At 63.4% G+C, this 18,280-nt stretch carries 12 protein-coding genes; 7 read left to right on the top strand and 5 right to left on the bottom strand.

Annotated features, from left to right (window positions below):
- Positions 1-86: 86 nt before the first annotated feature.
- From bpln_RS33015 to bpln_RS33000, 4 genes are all read right to left on the bottom strand, one after another.
- Positions 87-3,236 carry an error-prone DNA polymerase gene (locus bpln_RS33015; protein WP_055141380.1) on the bottom strand — a complete coding sequence of 1,050 codons (3,150 nt, stop codon included), beginning with the start codon at positions 3,234-3,236 and terminating at the stop codon, positions 87-89.
- A 6-nt stretch (positions 3,237-3,242) separates the two neighbouring features.
- Positions 3,243-4,721, bottom strand: a complete 1,479-nt coding sequence (locus bpln_RS33010) for a Y-family DNA polymerase (protein ID WP_055141379.1) — start codon at positions 4,719-4,721, stop codon at positions 3,243-3,245.
- Positions 4,639-5,358, bottom strand: a complete 720-nt coding sequence (gene imuA, locus bpln_RS33005; protein WP_055141378.1) for a translesion DNA synthesis-associated protein ImuA — start codon at positions 5,356-5,358, stop codon at positions 4,639-4,641. Before imuA ends, bpln_RS33010 begins: the two co-directional genes overlap by 83 nt.
- Positions 5,359-5,965: 607 nt before the next feature.
- Entirely contained in the window at positions 5,966-6,400 is a 435-nt protein-coding gene (locus bpln_RS33000; RefSeq protein WP_055141377.1) for a winged helix-turn-helix transcriptional regulator, read from the bottom strand.
- 109 nt (positions 6,401-6,509) lie between these two features.
- Here bpln_RS33000 and bpln_RS32995 point away from each other — a divergent pair, with 109 nt between their 5' ends.
- Genes bpln_RS32995 through bpln_RS32985 form a run of 4 tightly spaced genes read left to right on the top strand, consistent with a single transcriptional unit; the run spans position 6,510 to position 9,391 of the window.
- On the top strand, positions 6,510-7,127 hold the full coding sequence (locus tag bpln_RS32995) for an FMN-dependent NADH-azoreductase (protein ID WP_055141376.1): 618 nt from the start codon (positions 6,510-6,512) through the stop codon (positions 7,125-7,127).
- Between the two features lie 4 nt (positions 7,128-7,131).
- A complete protein-coding gene (locus bpln_RS32990; RefSeq protein WP_055141375.1) occupies positions 7,132-7,785 on the top strand; it encodes an NAD(P)-dependent oxidoreductase in 654 nt (217 codons plus the stop codon).
- Between the two features lie 29 nt (positions 7,786-7,814).
- Positions 7,815-8,726 carry an oxidoreductase gene (locus tag bpln_RS34865; RefSeq protein WP_082465565.1) on the top strand — a complete coding sequence of 304 codons (912 nt, stop codon included), beginning with the start codon at positions 7,815-7,817 and terminating at the stop codon, positions 8,724-8,726.
- Positions 8,727-8,749: 23 nt separating this feature from the next.
- Positions 8,750-9,391 carry a DsbA family oxidoreductase gene (locus bpln_RS32985; RefSeq protein WP_055141374.1) on the top strand — a complete coding sequence of 214 codons (642 nt, stop codon included), beginning with the start codon at positions 8,750-8,752 and terminating at the stop codon, positions 9,389-9,391.
- Positions 9,392-10,025: 634 nt separating this feature from the next.
- Here the strand turns inward: bpln_RS32985 and bpln_RS32980 are convergent.
- On the bottom strand, positions 10,026-11,045 hold the full coding sequence (locus bpln_RS32980) for an IS110 family RNA-guided transposase (protein WP_055141373.1): 1,020 nt from the start codon (positions 11,043-11,045) through the stop codon (positions 10,026-10,028).
- 74 nt (positions 11,046-11,119) lie between these two features.
- Between bpln_RS32980 and bpln_RS32975 the strand changes: the two genes are divergently transcribed.
- The 3 genes from bpln_RS32975 (at position 11,120) to bpln_RS32970 (ending at position 18,130) form a co-directional block, all read left to right on the top strand.
- Positions 11,120-11,839, top strand: coding sequence for an SOS response-associated peptidase family protein (locus tag bpln_RS32975; RefSeq protein ID WP_055141372.1), 720 nt, complete (start codon positions 11,120-11,122; stop codon positions 11,837-11,839).
- Between the two features lie 99 nt (positions 11,840-11,938).
- Positions 11,939-12,529, top strand: a complete 591-nt coding sequence (locus bpln_RS36495) for a hypothetical protein (RefSeq protein WP_148654288.1) — start codon at positions 11,939-11,941, stop codon at positions 12,527-12,529.
- 54 nt (positions 12,530-12,583) lie between these two features.
- Positions 12,584-18,130 (top strand): sacsin N-terminal ATP-binding-like domain-containing protein, encoded by a 5,547-nt coding sequence (locus tag bpln_RS32970; protein ID WP_055141371.1) that lies wholly within the window; start codon positions 12,584-12,586, stop codon positions 18,128-18,130.
- Positions 18,131-18,280: the final 150 nt, after the last annotated feature.

Below are 18,280 nucleotides of genomic sequence, written 5' to 3'. Positions count from 1 at the left end.
TCTTGTGCCTCAGCGGTCTGCGTGGCAGTTTGGACCCATCGACGTGACGCTTCACTCGCTGCTTCCCGGTCCATCGTTCCCTCCCCTCAGTGAAAATCATGCGACTCGACGTGCAGACCGCCGAGCAGCGTGGTCCGGTCTTCCAGGCGCTTCGCCACCAGGTGCCGCACCTTCCCATCCGTCTGCCAGATACCGTACACCGCGAGCAGTGACGCGCCAAGCGCCTCGCGCCGGTATTGTTCGAGCAGCGTGGGCCAGATGATGACGTTGGTCTGCCCGGTCTCGTCCTCGAGCGTGATGAACAGCACGCCCTTAGCCGTACCCGGCCGCTGACGCACTGTCACGATCCCGCACGCGCGCGCGAACTGGCCGTTGCGCAGATACGCCAACTCGGCCGCCGGCAGCAGCCGGTCGGCACGCAGACGGACGCGCAGCAGCTCGAGTGGATGGCGGCCGAGCGTGAAGCCCATCGACCGGTAGTCGGACACGATCTCGCGCCCCTCCGAGGCCTGCGGCAGCGCCGGCGCCACGTCATCTCGCTCGGTGCCGCGCAGCAGATCCCGGTCGGGCACTGCGGCGGCGGCCAGCCACATCGCATCACGCCGGTTGCCGCCGGCGAGCGAGCGCAACGCGCCCGCGGCCGCGAGCACCTGCAGGTCATGGCGATCGAGCGCCGCTCGCCGCGCCAGGTCGGCGACGTCGACGAACGGCCGCACGGATCGCGCCAGCTCGATGCGCGCGGCAGCCTCCTCGCGCATGCCGCGCAGATGGGATAGTCCGATGCGCACGGGCGCCGCGGTGGTGTCGCTCTCGAGCGTCGAATCCCACGTGCTGATCGTGACGTCGACGGGCAGGATGCGCACGCCGCGGCGTCTGGCGTCTTGCAGCAGCTGAGACGGTGTGTAGAAGCCCATCGGCTGGCTGTTGAGCAGCGCGGCCAGGAACACGGCCGGCTCGTGCCGGCGCAGCCAGGCGCTGGCGTAGACGAGCAGGGCGAAGCTGGCCGCATGGCTCTCCGGGAAGCCGTAGCTGCCGAAGCCTTTCACCTGTTCGAAAATCGCTTCTGCGAATTCCTGATCGTATCCGCGGACGAGCATGCCGTTCACGAGCCGATCGCGGTAGGGTTCCAGCCCGCCCTTGCGCTTCCAGGCGGCCATCGCGCGGCGCAACTGGTCGGCCTCGCCGGCGGAGAACCCGGCCGCGAGCATCGCGACCTGCATCACCTGCTCCTGGAAGATGGGTACGCCGAGCGTGCGCTTGAGCGCCTTCTCGACGTCTCGAGACGGAAACGTCACGGGCTCCAGGCCCTGCCGCCGGCGGAGGAACGGGTGGACCATCCCGCCTTGCACCGGCCCGGGCCGGACGATGGCCACCTCGATGACCAGGTCGTAGAAGCATCTCGGCTGCAGCCTCGGCAGCATCGACATCTGCGCGCGCGACTCGACCTGGAACACGCCCATGGAGTCACCCTCGCAGAGCATCTCGTAGGTCGCGGCATCCTCGGGAGGAATGTCCTGCAGCTCGAAGGGCTCGCCGCGCTTCTCCGAGATCATCTCCAAGGCGCGCCGCACCATGCTCAGCATTCCCAGAGCCAGGATGTCGATTTTCAGCAGGCCCAGCGCCTCGATGTCGTCCTTGTCCCACTGGATGATCGTGCGATCTTCCATCGCGGCGTTCTCGATCGGCACCATGCGCGAGAGTTTCGTGCGACTGATCACGAAGCCGCCGGAGTGCTGCGACAGGTGCCTCGGGTAGCCGAGCAGGGCGGTGGCGAACGCGGCCCACTGCTGGTTCAGGGGTGCCTCGACGTCGAGCCCGGCCTCGGCGAATCGCGCGAGCAGATCCGCTTTCGAATCGAACCAGTGATGTGCCTTCGCGACGCGATCGACGATGATGGGATCGACGCCAAGCGCCTTGCCGGCCTCGCGCAGCGCGCCGCGCGGGCGGTAGGTCGACACCGCCGCGGTCAGTGCCGCGCGATCGCGTCCGTACTTGGCGTAGATGTATTGCATAACCTCTTCTCTACGCTGGTGCTCGAAGTCGACGTCGATGTCGGGCGGTTCGTTGCGCTCGCAACTAATGAAGCGCTCGAATAGCATGTTACCGCGTGCGGGGTCGACCTCGGTCACACGAAGACAGTAGCACACGGCGCTGTTCGCGGCCGAGCCGCGCCCCTGACACAGGATGTTTTGGCTACGCGCAAACCGGACGATGTCGTAGACCGTCAGAAAGTACGGCTCGTACTTCAATTTCGCGATCAGCTGCAGCTCATGTTCGATCTGCGCCTGGACGTTGAACGGAATGCCGTCAGGAAATCGTTCGTGGGCTCCGATGTAGGTCTGCTCGCGCAGGTACGACGCCGGCGAGTAGCCGGCCGGCACCAGTTCGTCGGGGTACTCGTAGCGCAGCTCGTCGAGCGAGAACGTGCAGCGCCTCGCGATGCGCACCGTCTCCTCGAGCGCGCCGGTGGGGTAGAGGTTCGCCAGACGCAGGCGCGAACGCAGATGCCGCTCGGCATTCGGCGCCAGCTCGTAGCCGCACTCCTTGACCGAACGGCCGAGCCGGATAGCCGTGAGGACGTCCTGCTGGGGTTTTCGCGAGCGCACGTGCATGACCGGCCAGCTGGTGGCCACCACCGACACGCCGTGCCGTGCTGCGGCTCGCTCGACGGCGCCGCGGTGGATATCGTCCATCGCCCGGGCGTGCAGCGTCAGCGCGACGCGCGCGCGATCGCCGAACACGGCCGCAAACCACTCGATCTGGGCGTCGAGCCGTTGTTCGTTAGCGGGAAAGTCGGGCGTGAGAATCGCCATGCAGTCAGGCAGGCCTCGGAGGTGCGTGAGCGGTGCCTCGGGGTGCTCGAGATCCAGCGGCGCCAACCGATACGTGCCCTTTGCGCCACGCGTGCGTGCGAGCGTGATCAGCTCACAGAGGTTGCCGTAGCCTTCGCGGTTCATCGCGAGTGCCGTGAACGCCAGGGCCGGCGAGCCGTCGGCCGACGTCAGATGGAAGTGCGAGCCAATGATGAGCGGCAGGCCTGCCGCCTTCGCCTCGACGTGCGCGCGCACGATGCCGGCGAGCGAGCACTCGTCCGTGATCGCGATCGCGCTATAGCCGAGCCGCGCCGCGCGCTCGACCAGCTCCTCCGCGCGTGACGCGCCGTGCAGAAAGGAAAAATTGCTCGCGCACTGCAGTTCCGCGTAAGCGGGCAGCACGCCGATCGGCGCGGCACACATCGCACGTCAGCCGAACAGGCCGTGCAGGAACCAGCGAGGCTCGCGCTCGTCGCGCGCGGACACGCGCTCGCGAAACAACCAGTAGCACACGCCGTGGTCGTCCTCCGCGACGAAGTAGTCGCGCGTGACGGCCTGGCCGTCCTCCCACCCACACTCGATGCGTTCGCCGGGCGACATCATGCGTAGCGGCGTGCCGTAGAAGGGGCGATTCGCGCGCATGAGCAGCTGCACCGGCGCCTCCAGCAACCAGGCTGGCCGCGGCAGATCTGCCGGCGCCGACGCCGCCTTCTTGCGCTGATCGAGGGGCACCCACTGCGCGGCGACCTCCGGTCGGAAGTCGGGCGCCGGCGCCGGCGTGAGCACGTTTTCGGCACCGAGACGCGCGGTGAGCAGCTCGAGGAGCCGCGCGTGGTCCTGCGGCGTGCCGCCGGGCTCGGGAAAGAGCGTCTCGCTCGGCGCTGCCGCGGCCTGGACGCGATGCGCGTGCAATGCGATCGCGATCGCCGGCGTCGGCAGCTCGAGGCGGCCGAGGCGCTCTTTGACCAGGCGCATCAGATGCTCTTCGAAGCGGGTCGGCCCGCCGAGCACGATCTCCAACTCTGTCGGGGCGATCGCATCCCGGCCGCGCTCGTGCTCGAGCTTCAGCACGAACGCACACACGTCCAGCTGCTTGGCCGTCAGCCAGCCGGTCAGCTGCAGCACCAGGCGATGCGCGGCGAACACGAGCGCGTCGGCGTGCTCGACGCGGTCCGGTAGCTCGATGCGCACGTCGAACGCGGGCGGCGCCTCGAGCCACTCGTAAGCCGTCGGCGCCGAGCCGGCGACGTGGTCGAGCCAGTCGAGCAGGGCGGTGCCGCAGCGCTTCTTGAGCCCGGCACGCGGCAGGCGCTGCAGTTCCGCGAGCGTCGTGCAGCCCAGCTCGTCGAACCACTCGGCATACCGGCGCGCCGGCGGCGCCACGGCGAGCGGGGCACGCGCGAGCGCGCGGCGCAGCGAGCGAGGAGTCAACGCGGCGCCACCGCGCAGACCGCGGGCAAGCGTCCAGGCGGCCGCGCCGGTCGACGCCAAGGACACGGCGGCCGTCAGACCGAATGACGCCACCAGCTGGCGCACGCGACGCCGTAGCGCGCGAATGCCGCCGAACAGTCGCAGGCTTGCGGTCACGTCGAGCAGCACGACGGCCTCCGCCTCGAGCACCACGCTCGGCGTGAACTGGAGCAACGCGTAGGCAACGCCGCGCAGCAGCTCGTCCTCGCGCGCGGTGTCGCGCATGCAGATCTGCGCGTCGGGCGCGAGCGAGAGAACGCCGCCGCGGCGCATGCCGGGCGTGACGCCCAGGTCGCGCGCGGCGCGATCGAGCGTCACGACGCGGTCCTGCTCGAGCACCACCAGGCCGTCGACGTCATTCGACGATGGCCCGGGCGACAGGGGCTGGAACGATTCGAGAGTGAGGCGCGGCAGATGCACGCCGATCCAGACGAGCATGGCGGTCCAGCAAAATCGGGGAGGGGGACAACGGCACGAACAGCGGCTCATCGCGCTGCGCGCCGCGGCGCTTCACGAACGTCACGTCGATGCCATCGCGCCTCGGTGCGAGCGCGAGGCGCAGCGGCGCCGGCGACGCATCGCGCGCGGCCGCGGTTGGTCGGAGCAGGAAGAACAGGGCGGCACCGGACTGCGCGGCAAGATTGAGGCGCCGCAGCGCGTCCGATCGCACCGCGTGCTGCCAGAGCAGCACCGCCCCGCACGTACCGGCGCGTAGTGCTTGCTCGGCGGCCCAGAGGGCATCGGCCGTGCGGGGCGCTTTCAGGTTCACGAACCCGGCAGGATCGACACCCCAGTACGCGAGCGCGGCCGGCTGCAGCCGATGGGGCGGCTGGACGATGACGACCGGCTTCGGCGCCAGGCGCGCGAGCACGGGCGCCAGCAACCGCAGTTCACCGATGCCGGGCTGTTGTGCCAGCAGCTCAACGAGGCAACCAGGTGGCCAGCCGCCGCCGGGCAGCTCGGCCGACAGCGCCGCGTGGCCTGTGTCGATACCGCGCGAGCCGGCCTGCGCCAACTGGTTGGCGCGCCACAAATCCGGGTGGATGCGTTCAGGATGGGCGAGAGCGGGGTGCATGGTGTTCGTTCACTAATACTGTATGGATATACAGCTTTCAGGCATTGTAACCTAGCCGTCTCAAAAAGCGAGCCCCGCGTCGCGCGGCCTACCGCGCCGTCGTGCCAGCCCGCTCGATCCCGGCCGAGCGCCGCGCGGGTGGCGGAAAGTCACGTATATTGCGTCGAGATACGGCGGTTTGCTGCCGCCGATCGGCCGCCTCTTGGCCGCGTGTGCAGCGATGCAACGCATCGCGAATCGTGGAGGAACGTCGATGTGTACCTATATGAACGCCGCAATTTAGCAAGCAGTTTGGGTGAGTGTAAGGTGCTAGGATGAGCGATAGCGCCCTATAGTTTAGAACGGGTCGACTGGCTGCGATCGGCCATGAAGCGTCATTGGTTTGCGTCAACGGCGAGACGTTGAGGCGTCCCGTTTGGCTCAGGGAGCGGACACCCAAGCAGCCTATGCAACTTTTCCGATTGGTCGTGGCCGACTCATGGTTGGATAGATCGGAAAATGCAGCGCCTTCTCAGCCCACGAAAGATCCGCGTTGGAACAGGTCCCAACGGGAGCCGGCATTTGGATTTCGCCGCTGTATTGGCACAAGCCTACGGTCTGGACCCGTCTATCGACGCTGGTAGACAACGCCCTGAATCGAGACCTGATCTGGCTCCGGCGCCTCGTCAAAACGTTTATGCGCCTCGGCAATGGCGACTTGATTCTCGCTCGCCCAGTTGACCAACGCCATGACAGGCTTCAACAGCGTTCTTCCCATGTCAGTGAGTTCGTAATCGACGCGAGGAGGAATCGTTGGATACATCGTTCGCGTTATCAGTCCGTCGCGTTCCAGTCCGCGCAAGGTGAGTGTCAGCATCCGCTGGGAAATGCCGTCGATGCCGCGCTTCAATTCGTTGAAGCGCCGCGGGCCATTGGCCAGCGTAGCGACAATGTAGAGGCTCCACTTGTCGCCGATGCGATCCAGGATTTCACGGGTTGCCAGGCAGCCGCCAGCGTCCGGCGCAGGCATGTCGGCAGGTAGCTCCGGGTGACTAAGTGACATGCGTGTGCCTTCTTGTGGGGAAACGGCAGGAACCATACCATCCTTTGTATGAATTGGTAAGTAAGAGTCGATATCTTACTTAGTTCTCTTTTTATACCTTGGAGCCGCCGTGAGCCACACCCTACTGATCACTTCCAGCCCGCGCGGGCCCGACAGCCTTTCCACCCGCTTTGCCACCGAAATCGCCGATGGTATCCAGGCCCGCTCGGGCGGTCCGCTGGCCGTGCGCGACCTTGCCGCGAATCCGCCGCCGCACATCGCGCCGGCCTACATCCAGGGCCGGGTCACGGCACCCGAAGATCGCACACCGGAACAGGTCGAGGCGGTGAAGGTCGCGCAAGAGTTGGTCGATGAGTTGAAGGTCGCCGATGTGATCGTGCTCGGTTCGGGCATGATCAACTTCGGTCTGCCCTCGCAGCTCAAGGCTTGGTTCGATCACGTCACCTGGCCGCGCGTCACCTTCGGCTACAGCGATACTGGGCCGAAGGGGCTGCTGACCGGCAAGCAGGTCTATCTCGTTACCGCTACCGGAGGCGTGTTTTCGGAAGGTGCTTGGGCACCGTTCGACTTTCAGACCAACTATCTGCTGCATCTGCTTGGTTTCATCGGCCTGACCGACGTTAAGGTGGTGCGTGTCGAGGGCACGGTTTTCGGCCCCGATGCGGTGAACACCGCAATCGCCAACACCGAAGCGGCCATCAAAGCCTTGTTGGCGAAGGCGGCGTGACCTCATGGCCGGGAAGAAAACCATCGCACTGTTCGGTGCGACCGGGCCGACCGGAAGGCACATCATCGAGGAAGCCTTGACGCAGGGCTACAAACTGTCGGTCTATACGCGCGACGCCAAGAAACTCGCGCCGTTCGCGGCAAGGGTGGAAATGGTTGTCGGCGACCTCAAAGACCAGCGTGCCATTGCGAAGTGCGTCCAGGGTGCCGATGCGGTCATCAGCGCCCTGGGTCCCAACAGTCTCAAGGTGCAGGGCGATAAGCCGATCATGCGCGGCTTGACCAACGTCATCGCCGCGATGAAGCACGCGGGCGGGCGCCGTCTTATCCAGATTTCTACGGCTGCCTATCGTGATCCCAAGGATGGTTTTGCCTTCAAAACCCATGCGTTCGCGCTGTTGTTCAAGGTTATCGCGCGCAAGGGGTATGAGGACATCAACGCGACTGGCGAATTGATCGCCAATTCGGACCTGGACTGGACACTGGTACGCATTCCGAACCTAAAGGATGGTCCCGCCGATGGCCGCGTGGATGTGGGCTGGTACGGAAAAACCAGACTCGGCACGAAGCTCTCCAGAGGCAACCTTGCGAAGTTCCTGGTCGAACAGGTGACCGACAGGAAGTTCGTGCGCGCCGCGCCAGGCATCGCTAACCATTGACGCAATAACGTCTCGACACGGTTCACGCCATGAGCGGATTCACCAATGCCGATGTACCCGATCAATCAGGCAAGACCTTTATCGTCACCGGCGCCAACACCGGCATAGGCCTTGAAATAGCGAGTACGTTGGCGGCACGGCGAGCCAGGGTGCTTCTCGCGTGCCGCGACGCGGCGAAGGCGGAAGCTGCCATTAGCCGGATTCGTCTGATGACCCCCGAAGCGAATCTTGCATTCCTGCCGCTTGACCTCGCAGACCTGACGAGCGTGCGGAACGCAGCAAAACTGGCCGAAAAGGAACCGCGCATCGACGCGCTCATCAATAATGCGGGCGTGCAAGGGCCGAAGCTGAAGCGCACGGTGCAAGGCTTCGAGCTGACATTCGGCGTCAATCATCTTGGCTGCTTTGCGTTCACCGTGCTCATGTTGCCCAGGCTCACGGAAACATCCGGGTCGCGCATCGTTGTCACGAGCAGCGGTCTGCACAAGAGCGCGAAGATCGAATGGGACGATCTTGATGCGGAGAAGAGTTACGAGTGGATGCCTCGCTATGCAGCCAGCAAGCTTGCGAATCTGCTTTTTGTCTTTGAGCTGGATCGGCGACTGCGGGCGGCGGGGATAGCGGTTACGGCTTTGGCCTGCCACCCGGGTCTTGCTGGAACCAACCTTGCGCGCGATAGCTGGTGGGGCAACATCGCAATGTCATTGATCGGCCTGTTTTTCAACACGCCGGCTCAGGGCGCGTGGGGCGCATTGCAAGCGGCGACCGGACAAATAAAGTGCGGCGGCTATTACGGGCCGACGAAAACTTCCGAATTGCGAGGTCCCTCTGGTGAATGCACTCCGTCTCAGGACGCGCGGAATCCAGAACTCGCAAGACGACTGTGGGACGTATCGGTTCAATTGACCAGAATCGATGCCGAGCTACCTTCAAATGCATAGCGTGCAGATCAGACCGCCAGAACATGGTTATGCAAATAGACCTCTATACTGAAATCACATGCCCGTGGTGCATCGTCGGGCATCACCGTCTCGACAAAGTGCTGGCGGAGCGTTTTCCCGACCTGGTCGTTGATATCCGGCAGCATCCCGTCTTGCTGCTGCCCGATGCGCCGGCGGGGGGCCTCTATATTCCCGACTTGCTGCGTTCGCGCTACGGCATAACCGATCCGAAAGTGGCCTTTGCTCGCCCCGAGAGAGAAGCTCGCGCTTCGGGTTTCTCACTAGATCTTGGCCGCCAGCTCTGGGCGTATCCGACCCAAGCTGCTCATGCCGTGATTCTGGCAGCCGCTGGGCGTGACACGCAGCACAGGCTCGCCGTTGCAATCACTGACGCATACTTCATCAAAGCGAAGAATATTTCCGACGCGGATGTATTGGCCGACATCGCAGCCGACTACGGTTTCGACCGCAACCAGGCGCGTGCCATCGCACTTGATCCTGAACAGCACCGCCGCGTCGAGCAGGAAGCGGCCAGGTCGGCCGGTGCCGGTGTCCGTTCGGTTCCTCACTTTGTCTTTGGGGAAAGCATTGCCATCAATGGGGGACGCGGCGAAGACGAGATTGCTGCGGCAATACGAGCGGCTTCCGGTGCAATCTCTCTCTGATGCGGCTTCCTCGCATCCAATGACTCGGAGCTCGGTGTACGTCAAGTCGATAAGGTTCTGCCGCGCTGTTGACCGTGTTGGACGATGCCTGACCAAAAAGACCGACGGTCGGATGACTGCAGTACTTCAAAAAGCGACAAAGGGAGCGCGAGCTTACGATCGACCGCTTCGGGTCGGAAGCAGCCAACTGCCGTGAGCCCGCTCCTTGTCGAATTATCGTGCTGTGAGCGCCAGTGCATACTCAGGTTTAGCGGATCACGGTCAAACCAACCACCTACGTCACGGGCGAGGAGCAAATTTTCGCAGCACGAATTCCCCCACCTGCCAAGAGCGGGCGAAGGTAAGTGACCCTGATGCATCAAGTATCGAGTGCGGTCGATAGCGCTCCAAAAATGGAGAAGGGTAGGACGGAAAAGCCGGATCGCGTACGTATATTCGGCCTTGTTGCGACGTGGATGCTGTCGCGGGCCACGATGAGAACCGCTGACTCGCTCCTATACGAACTTTCGCGCTCGAAGCGCCAGTACACACTCAGGTTTAGCGAGTCACGGTCCAACCTGTCCTGTCATCTCCTTCTGTTACGCCGAGCGATCGGATGAAGTTCACTCCTCTGTCGTTGACGATTCCTGCCAGGCTATGCCGGCTTGGTGCTGACAAAATCTTGTTGATACGGTCTGCCGCGAGCGAGCACGGCCCAGATGACGCGCGCCAGTTTGTTGGCCAGTGCGACAATCGCTACGTTATACGGTCGTCGCTTCAGCAACTGTTCAATCCACGGATGCTTGGATCGGAGCTGCACGCTGATGACTCTCGCGCAATGCACGAGGAGGGTGCGTAGATAAGCGTCGCCCCGTTTGCTGATCCCGAGCAGTGTCGTTCGCCCGCCCGAGCCAACTTGCCTCGGTACGAGACCGATCGACGCGGCGAACTCACGGCCGGACTTGTACGCCGATGCGTCGCCGATCGTGGCGACCGCAGCGGTGGCGGTCAGCAAGCCAACACCCGGAATGGCGCCGACCGCTTGCGCGCTCGAGTCGGTGCTCATCCATTGTTTGAGCCTTTGCTCGATGCGCGCGATCTGTTCGTCCAGGTGCGTCAAGGCCGACCACTGTTCGCGGAGTGTATCGATCAACGGAGCTGCGACATGCTGGCTGACTCGGTCTAAGACTGCGGCGATATTTGCGTCGAAGGCGCGCCGGCTTGCCGGCATGACTTCGCCGTATTCGCCTAAGAGTCCGCGGATGCAATTGATCTGGGAGGTGCGGAACTTCACGAGTTGCTGGCGCAGCCGATGCAGGGCCAGCACGGCCTGTTGAGCCTCGCTCTTCACTGCTACCTTGTTGCCGGGCTGCTGGACTGCAAGCCAGATTGCTCGTGCATCCGCCGCGTCGTTCTTGTTACCGATGTTGAATGCCTTGGCAAAGCGCGGGGCCATGAGACGGACCTTGTGCCCGAGCTTGCTGAGCGATCGCGCCCAGTGTTGGGAGCCCCCGCATGCCTCCATGCCAATCAGGCAGGGCTCTAGGTTGGCGAAGTATTCGAGAAAGTTGGCGCGCTTGAGCGGTTTGTTGACGATTTCGCCGCTCCCGGGCGCAATGTAGTGGATCTGGAAGACGTTCTTGCCGATATCGACTCCCACAGGGATGGGATTCATAGCTGCCTCCGTTCAGAAGTACCGCACGCGTATGATGCGCTCAGTGCGCAGCGGCGTTCATCCCATCGAACTTCGTGGCCACCAGCAGGAGCCGGTACGCCGAGCGCTTCGAGTCCGCACCGCCGGACGGTGAATGGCCGGCCGAGGTCTACTGCGACTACCCCGCGCCGTTAATCCGCCGCGGCGCCGGGGGCGATCGCGAATCGCTGCTGGGCAGCTTCGGAATCCGGCCGCAGTCGAAGATCGGCAAGTTCAAGTTCGACACGATGAACGCGCGCAGCGAGACGGTCGGACAGAAAGCCAGCTTCAAGGATTCGTGGCACGCGTGCCGTTTTGCTATCGTGCCGGCGGAGGTCATCTATGAGCCGCGGTATCCACCACTCCCCGATCTCGATGGGCCGAACCGCGCCGACCTGGTGCGCAAGGTCCTGAAGGACAAATCGGAGCGATGGGGGATCGAGCTGGCCAGCGGCGCGCCGTGCGCCGTGGCCGGGCTGTGGAAGCCGTGGCCGGAGCCTGATGGCGCCGTCACCTACGGCTTCACGATGCTGACCGTCAACGCGGATGGTCACCCGTTCCTGAGCCAGTTCCACCGACATCTCGAGGGGGAAGGCTCCCCCAACGAAAAGCGCGGCGTCGTGATCTTGCTGCCCGACCAGTACGATGACTGGCTCAGCTGCACGGACCCGGAACAGGCTCGGACGTTCCTGTCGTTGCTACCGCCCGAGGCCTATCGAGGCACCCCGGCGCCGAGGCCGCCGCGCCGTAAAAGGCCGGCCGCCGAGGTGGAATAGAAGCGGGTGTCGGCTTCGATCCGCAGTGGTCGGCCGCTGCGAGTGGCGAGGCAGGCAGGGGCAACTGCCGTCGGCGATGGCGCGTGCCCGCGAAATCGAATGGCCGCTCTGGAGAAGCGCGGAGGACTCGATCCGACCCATCGCGGTCAATGGGAGGAACTGGCTTCGCATGACCGCTCGCGGGTTCAAAGTAGTCATACGGCGGCCACGTCAACACGTCGTTATGCGCCACGTTATGACCTACTACACATCACGAGAGCGGAGCCGTGCAGGGAGCGCAACCGGCGCGCTGCCTGTCACCACGTGTTCGGCTTTCTTTCCACTCCTGGGTCCGATCTTGTCGTTAAGCTGCAGGATGATGACAGCTCGAATGTGACAATGAAACAGTCGAAAAGAAGAAAGCGGCTACAGCCGCTTTCTCGTCTCTACAGTTCGCGAATTCGACTAGCTGTTTTTGCCATTCAGATGTCGGTTGACCCTTGGTTGACTCTTGCCAGTAATTCGCTCCATCCTGGCCGGTTTGATGCCTTGATCTCCCAGCGACGGACAGAAGGTGTCGCGTTGTTGCATGGTCAATTCATAAAAAATGCCTTGTTTATCTTGGATTGCTCGGTTTCGAGAACGGCAAACCCTTTGTCTCTGCTCGGCAACGCAGCAACAAATGAACTCCAACATCATCCTAAGCTATGATCGCTCATAGCTTTAGGTTAGCAGTTGAAGAGGCAATCATGACGTGGGGGCAGCTTGGTAAGCGCTGTTGATTTCACTTCTGCCGTTGTTGCGGCGGCACACGACGAGGCCCTAACGCCCGCCGATCAGATCGATCGTCTTGCGAATGACAAGCTGCAGGCGTTTGCAGGGACGATCAACGTGACCACCGGCGTCTATCTCGACGACGTCTACGCCCAGAATAAAAGCGTCGCTGAGCACACGGCGGCCGACTATCATGGTCGGTTCCTGATCGAGCTCGTTCAGAACGCCAACGACGTCCATGAGCGAGGCCAGCATAATGGTCAGATAGAGGTGCTCCTGGTCGAAGACGAGGGCGATTTCGGCACGCTCTATGTCGCGAATCGCGGAAAGCCGTTCACCCACGACAATGTGGTCGCGCTTTCACGCATCGGCATGTCCACCAAACCGCCTGGGGAGTCGATCGGCAACAAGGGGCTCGGTTTCCGGAGCGTAAGCCATGTCTGCGATTCTCCCGAGATTTACTCGCAGGCGCTCGGCGTGAGTGGCGTAGCCACGTTCGAGGGATATTGCTTCACCTTCGCACGATCCAAAGATTTGACCTCCCGGATCAATCATCCGACTGTCCTTGCTTTCGCGCAGTCCGATCTGCCGATGTTCTTCCTGCCGATCGCGCTTGGCACGCAGCCGGCGATCATCGCAGATTATGCCGCGCGCGGCTTCTCGTCCGTCATTCGGCTTCCACTTCGGGATTCGGACTCGCTGCAGATTGCGCGGGACGAGGTCGCAGCGTTGGACGACGAGTCCGCGCCGTTGCTCCTCTTTCTCGATCGTCTCGCGAAGCTCGACGCTAGGGTTCGGAATCGAGCTGGCGAGACCTCCTCGGCGTTCACACTCAAGCGGCATGAAGAGCCGATCGCATCTGCGCCGATTGCCGCGTCAATCGTCACGCTAAGCGGAGCTCACTGGCTACTGGTCCGCGATCATGCACCCGAAGAGCTAATGCGGCGAGCCGTCGACGATGGCGTCGCGGCCAGGCAACTCCATAGCAGTTGGAAGGATTGGTCAGGCGTTGGTGAGGTCGGCTTGGCGGTGCCCCTCGATCACGAGATCTCGTCGCCTCGTCTCTACACGTTCCTGCCTATGGGGGAGGGCGCCACCGCGCCCTTTCAAGGACATCTTCACGGCAGCTTCTTCCCGTCCTCGAACCGCAAGGCCCTCGATGCCGGCGTCGCGCTAAATCGCCTGCTCCTTACCCAAGCCGTCACACTCGCCGCCGCGAGCGTGCGTTGGCTGGCGGACCGCGATGCCGGCCGCAGCCATTCGGCTCTCGCAGCGATCGCCCGGGCGAAGGCATCTGTCGATCTCCTTGTCTGGACGAACCCATCCAGCCTGACCGCAGCGAAGAGCCCGAACGAGCGACTCGATTTGCCCGCCCTCTCGGCCGCGGAAATTGCGCGTCTCGGCGATCAGGAGTTCGGATCCGCCCAAGTTATCCCATGTGCCGTCACGCTGGGCGGTTTGCTCTCGGTCGGTTGGCGCTGCCCCAGGGAGGTGCGCGCCACCTTCGAGGCGTCGCCGACCTTCGATCTTTTGGCGATCGCGAGGCACGGCGCGACTATATCCCCGCCGATCGCGCCGCTCCTGCCCGAGCTCAAAGTTGAGCGCATGGCCCGGCTAACGCATTTCCTTCGGCAATACGCGCCAAATTTGTTCCGCGACCGGCTGGCGCCCCTCGAGTGCGCGCGGATTGCGGCAGAGGTCGCCGGCACCCTTCGCGCGGGTAAGCGCCCAGCGACGAGTCATTGGACCGCCTTCTATCGGGATCTCCCCTCCTTCATGAAAGAGGGGCCGGAGATGCTCGTCGGCTTGCCCGTCATCCTATGCGATGACGGGACAGTTCGCGCTGGTCACCGCGACGTCCAGAACGGCGGTCAGCTTCCGCGCGTCCGGCGCCGGCGGCGCAAGGGCGAGCAGATCGAACCCTCCCTCTTTTTTCCGCCCGCGACCCGGCCGTCTGGCGAGAATGCGGAGATCCCGCTCGAGCAGCTCCGCGTACCAGCGCCGCTGGCGGCCCACTTCGCCTTCGCAGCGAGCACGCTCCCTTGGCACGGCGAACTGCGCGCCGCGCGCGAGTTCCTTGAGCGCGGCCAAGTCTCGGCCTATGACGGCGAAACGGTCCTCACCCGCATCTCTCAGGTGGTCAACGCGGGCGCCTCGGTCGAGGAGGCTCTGGCCGGTCTACGCTGGGCATTCGCGATCTGGCGTCGCGCCCAGGCAACCAGATCCATCAAGGTCGATTCCTCCTATAGCCTGCTCGTTCCCACGGCGGATGGGATGATCCACGCGACGGAGGCTGTTTTCTCGGAAACCTGGCCCGAAGAACTCCTCGGCCGACGGCTAAATGCGCTCTTCAGCTCCGCGCCGCCCGACGTCGCCGATTTTGCCTTGTATCGAAAGCGTCTCCTCGCGCCGACGAGCCATCGCGCCTTCAAGGGCCAGGTGGCGCTTTGGGCGGAGTTTCTGCGCGGATTGGGCGTCGGGAGCGGTCTACGCGCGCTTCCCTTGCCCTTCATGCCCCCCACCCGGTCCTACGAGGTGACGAGCTTCGGGTTCGCCAGGAAGTTAGGTCTTAGCGACGCGGCCATCGCCGACTGGAAGCGGGATGTCAGCAAGTTCAACAAGGAAAGCCTCAGCCACACCTATTCCACGAACTACAAGTTCGCGAACGCTCTATGGCACCTGCCAGGCCAGAGCGACCACGAACGCTTCTCCGACGACTGCCGTGAGATCTACGCCGGTCTGGTGATCGAATGGCTGGCAGGCGCCGGAAAGGAACTGCTTCGAGGCGACCTTCGTCACGAGCACTACCCGAATGACCAATATCCATGGTCGACACCAGCGGGCGCCTTCGTTCGTAGCAGTGCATGGCTCCCCGCCGACGATCCATCGTCCGAAGGTCCGGTTCGCCATTTCTACAGGCCATCGGACGTCTGGGTCTCCAGCAACGAGCGGTTTCCCTTCTATCTTCGGCAGGTGGCGGTTACGATCGGCAAAATCATTGACCGCCGGCAGCCGGACGCGCTCAAGATGTTGCGCATCTACGGGCACCTTCGTGTCCTAAACGATCCCACGACCGCCATCGAACAAGCCCGTTTCCTAGCGTCTCAATATGCCGCTGGCGCGGTTCGCCCGCACTATGAGCAGCAGCTCGCCAACCTCTACAACGCCACCTGGAAGGTCATCGCGGACAAGCATGCTGGGGATGCGCAAGCGACCGGCAAGGCGGCGAACGATATGCCGATCTTGGTCCGCCGACGCGCCGATCTTGCCGTCACGATCGCGAACAAGGAGACCGCACCGCTCTACGTTCGCGATAGCGACGACGACCTTGCGCCTAGCCTCGTCGCGTCGATCGATGGCCTCCTTCTCGACATCAAGGGTGTTGATCGCGCGCGGGTGGGTGCAGCAGCGGAAGCCCTGTTCGGCAAGAAGGTGAGCCGCCTGTCGACGATGCGCTACGACGTTAAGATCGACGACGTGGCGCTCGACGACATCGAGACCAGTGAAACGGTGCTAGACCAATGTCCGTGGCTTCGCGTGATGCTCGCGGTGGCCATGGAGGGGCTGCGGGGCACCGACGCCGGCCAGCTTCCTTCAGACCGCGGGCTCGTTCTCGAGCGCCTCGGCAATATTGCCCTCGTTGCCGCCGAAGACGTCGCCTTCGAGATCAACGATCAGCGAATCACAGCTCCCGGTGATCGGCCAGCCTATGTGTTTCGACGTTCTGACCGACCGACTCTTGTCGTTACCCGGATCGGTGATCCGCTAACTTGGAACGGCCTACAACTCTGCCTGCCGGCGATCTGCGAGGCGATCGATCTCTCCCCGGTCGCCAATGGTATGCGTCTTCTAGCCCACGAGCTCGCCTCTGTCGGCGAAGAGATCGACGAAGTCGGCCTCAATGAGGACGTAATTTCTCGGCTCGGTCGCACCCTCCAGCTCGAAGACGGCTCCGTGGCTTCGATCCAGCATCTTGTCGGCGAGCGCGTCGACCATCGGATGCCGTGGATTCGCGCCGCCATCCACTATGGATCGGGACCGGAAGCGCTGAATGACTGCGATCGGCTTGAGGTCGAGCACGGCGCGGACCCCGCTCGTCTGCTCGCTGAGCTTATGCGCCTCATCACCGCCGCCTCGACGGATGCCGACGCGTTGCTCAAGGCGTGCCGGCAAGCTCAATCCGCCGCGCAATTCAGCGAGCTTCTCGACTTCGATTTTGCGCGATTCAACGAGAGCCTCGCGGCGACAGGAAGCGACCCGCTGACCTATCCTGCGGTCCACGCCTCGCAGCTCCTGAACTACATCGTCGAACATGAGGTGTCCATTTTGGAGGCGCTACGCAATGCGGCCGCGCCAACTCTCGAAACTTTCACGCCCGCTCCCGAGTACGCGCAACGCCGTGACGGCCTGCGATTGATGAAGGCGGAGCCAGCCTGGCTCACGCTTTACCATTTCGTGCCGGAAGCTGTGCTGGAGGAGCATGTCGCACGGTGGCTGGAAGGCGCAGGGGCGCCTGCGATCGGCGCGAACCCACACGGGTTGCCCGATCTTGCCGATGTTCGATCCGCCAACCTGTCGGCGATCAGCCGCTTCGCAACCGCGGCGACGCCCATCGTGCGGGCATGGTGGAAGGGTCCAGCCTCGAGTATCCCCGACTATTGGCGCGAGGCAAAAGCGGCCGAGCAGCATATTCGCGCCAAGCTCGACGCAACCGGCGCTGTCGATGTCAAGCCAATGGACGAATGCGTGCTAATCGCCTGGTGTGTCAAACTCGGCCTCTGGCCCAACGGCATGGATCCCACGCTCGATCGTGACGCGCTGGGCATCGGTGCCGATGCGATCGACGCTGCTGCGAAAGAAGCCCAGCGGGAGAAGGAGGAGCGCGCGGCGAAGGCACGCTCCGTTCGCATAAACGACCTCGATGTCGACCCCGAACACGCGGACTGGACCGAAATCTCGGCCGAGATCGCCGCTCGGCTCTCCAAGCAGGTCAAATCGGCGCGCCTTGGCACGCCGACCGAGCTGGCTCTGCTCGAAAAGCCAACCAACAAGCCACCGACTAACCGTAATCCGCGCGATGTGCCGCCCGGGCCGGATCGAACACCGCAAGCAAAGAAGGACATGATTGGGCGCTTGGGAGAACTCGTAGTCTATCACTGGCTCAAAAACCGCTTCCGTAACCAAGACATCGACAAGGCGTGGGTCTCGCGCTTCGGCGCCCTGCAGAAGGGTAAGGCTTGGTCCGACGACCTTGGCTACGACTTCGAGCTAAAGCATGATCGGCGGACTTGGCTTATCGAGGTCAAATCCAGCCAGGGCGACCGGTGCCAGTTCGAGATGGGAGAGTCCGAGGTCCGCGCCGCCCGGAAGGCGGCCCGCGTCCGGTCCGGTCAGCATTATGTCGTGATCTACGTCGCCAATCCGGCAACTTCGAGCGCAACGCGAATCGACATTTTGCCAAACCCAATGAGCGAGGAAGCCGACGGCATCCTCCGTCTGCTCGGCGAGGGCGCCCGCTTCTGGTTCAGGCCAAAATAGAGTCAAATTTGGAAGGTTCAGGAGGCGAGTTGGATAGATGGCAGCGAGATGCCCGCCGCATAAGGATCTTCAAACTCTACCCGTTCGCACCTTCCTACCCCGCCGACTAGAGGGAAAAGGAAGCGTCCCGCATCTAACGCGCAGAAATGG

The organism is Burkholderia plantarii (genome assembly GCF_001411805.1).
Classification (GTDB): Bacteria; Pseudomonadota; Gammaproteobacteria; order Burkholderiales; family Burkholderiaceae; genus Burkholderia; species Burkholderia plantarii.
This window is presented reverse-complemented; position numbering and strand designations above follow the sequence as displayed.

Coding starts and splice junctions, on each gene's coding strand:
- imuA (WP_055141378.1), bottom strand. CDS start 5,358: ATGCACCCCGCTCTCGCCCATCCTGAACGCATCCACCCGGATTTGTGG.
- bpln_RS33010 (WP_055141379.1), bottom strand. CDS start 4,721: ATGCTCGTCTGGATCGGCGTGCATCTGCCGCGCCTCACTCTCGAATCG.
- bpln_RS32980 (WP_055141373.1), bottom strand. CDS start 11,045: ATGAATCCCATCCCTGTGGGAGTCGATATCGGCAAGAACGTCTTCCAG.
- bpln_RS32985 (WP_055141374.1), top strand. CDS start 8,750: ATGGTTATGCAAATAGACCTCTATACTGAAATCACATGCCCGTGGTGC.
- bpln_RS34865 (WP_082465565.1), top strand. CDS start 7,815: ATGAGCGGATTCACCAATGCCGATGTACCCGATCAATCAGGCAAGACC.
- bpln_RS33015 (WP_055141380.1), bottom strand. CDS start 3,236: ATGTGTGCCGCGCCGATCGGCGTGCTGCCCGCTTACGCGGAACTGCAG.
- bpln_RS32990 (WP_055141375.1), top strand. CDS start 7,132: ATGGCCGGGAAGAAAACCATCGCACTGTTCGGTGCGACCGGGCCGACC.
- bpln_RS33000 (WP_055141377.1), bottom strand. CDS start 6,400: ATGTCACTTAGTCACCCGGAGCTACCTGCCGACATGCCTGCGCCGGAC.
- bpln_RS36495 (WP_148654288.1), top strand. CDS start 11,939: ATGGCCGCTCTGGAGAAGCGCGGAGGACTCGATCCGACCCATCGCGGT.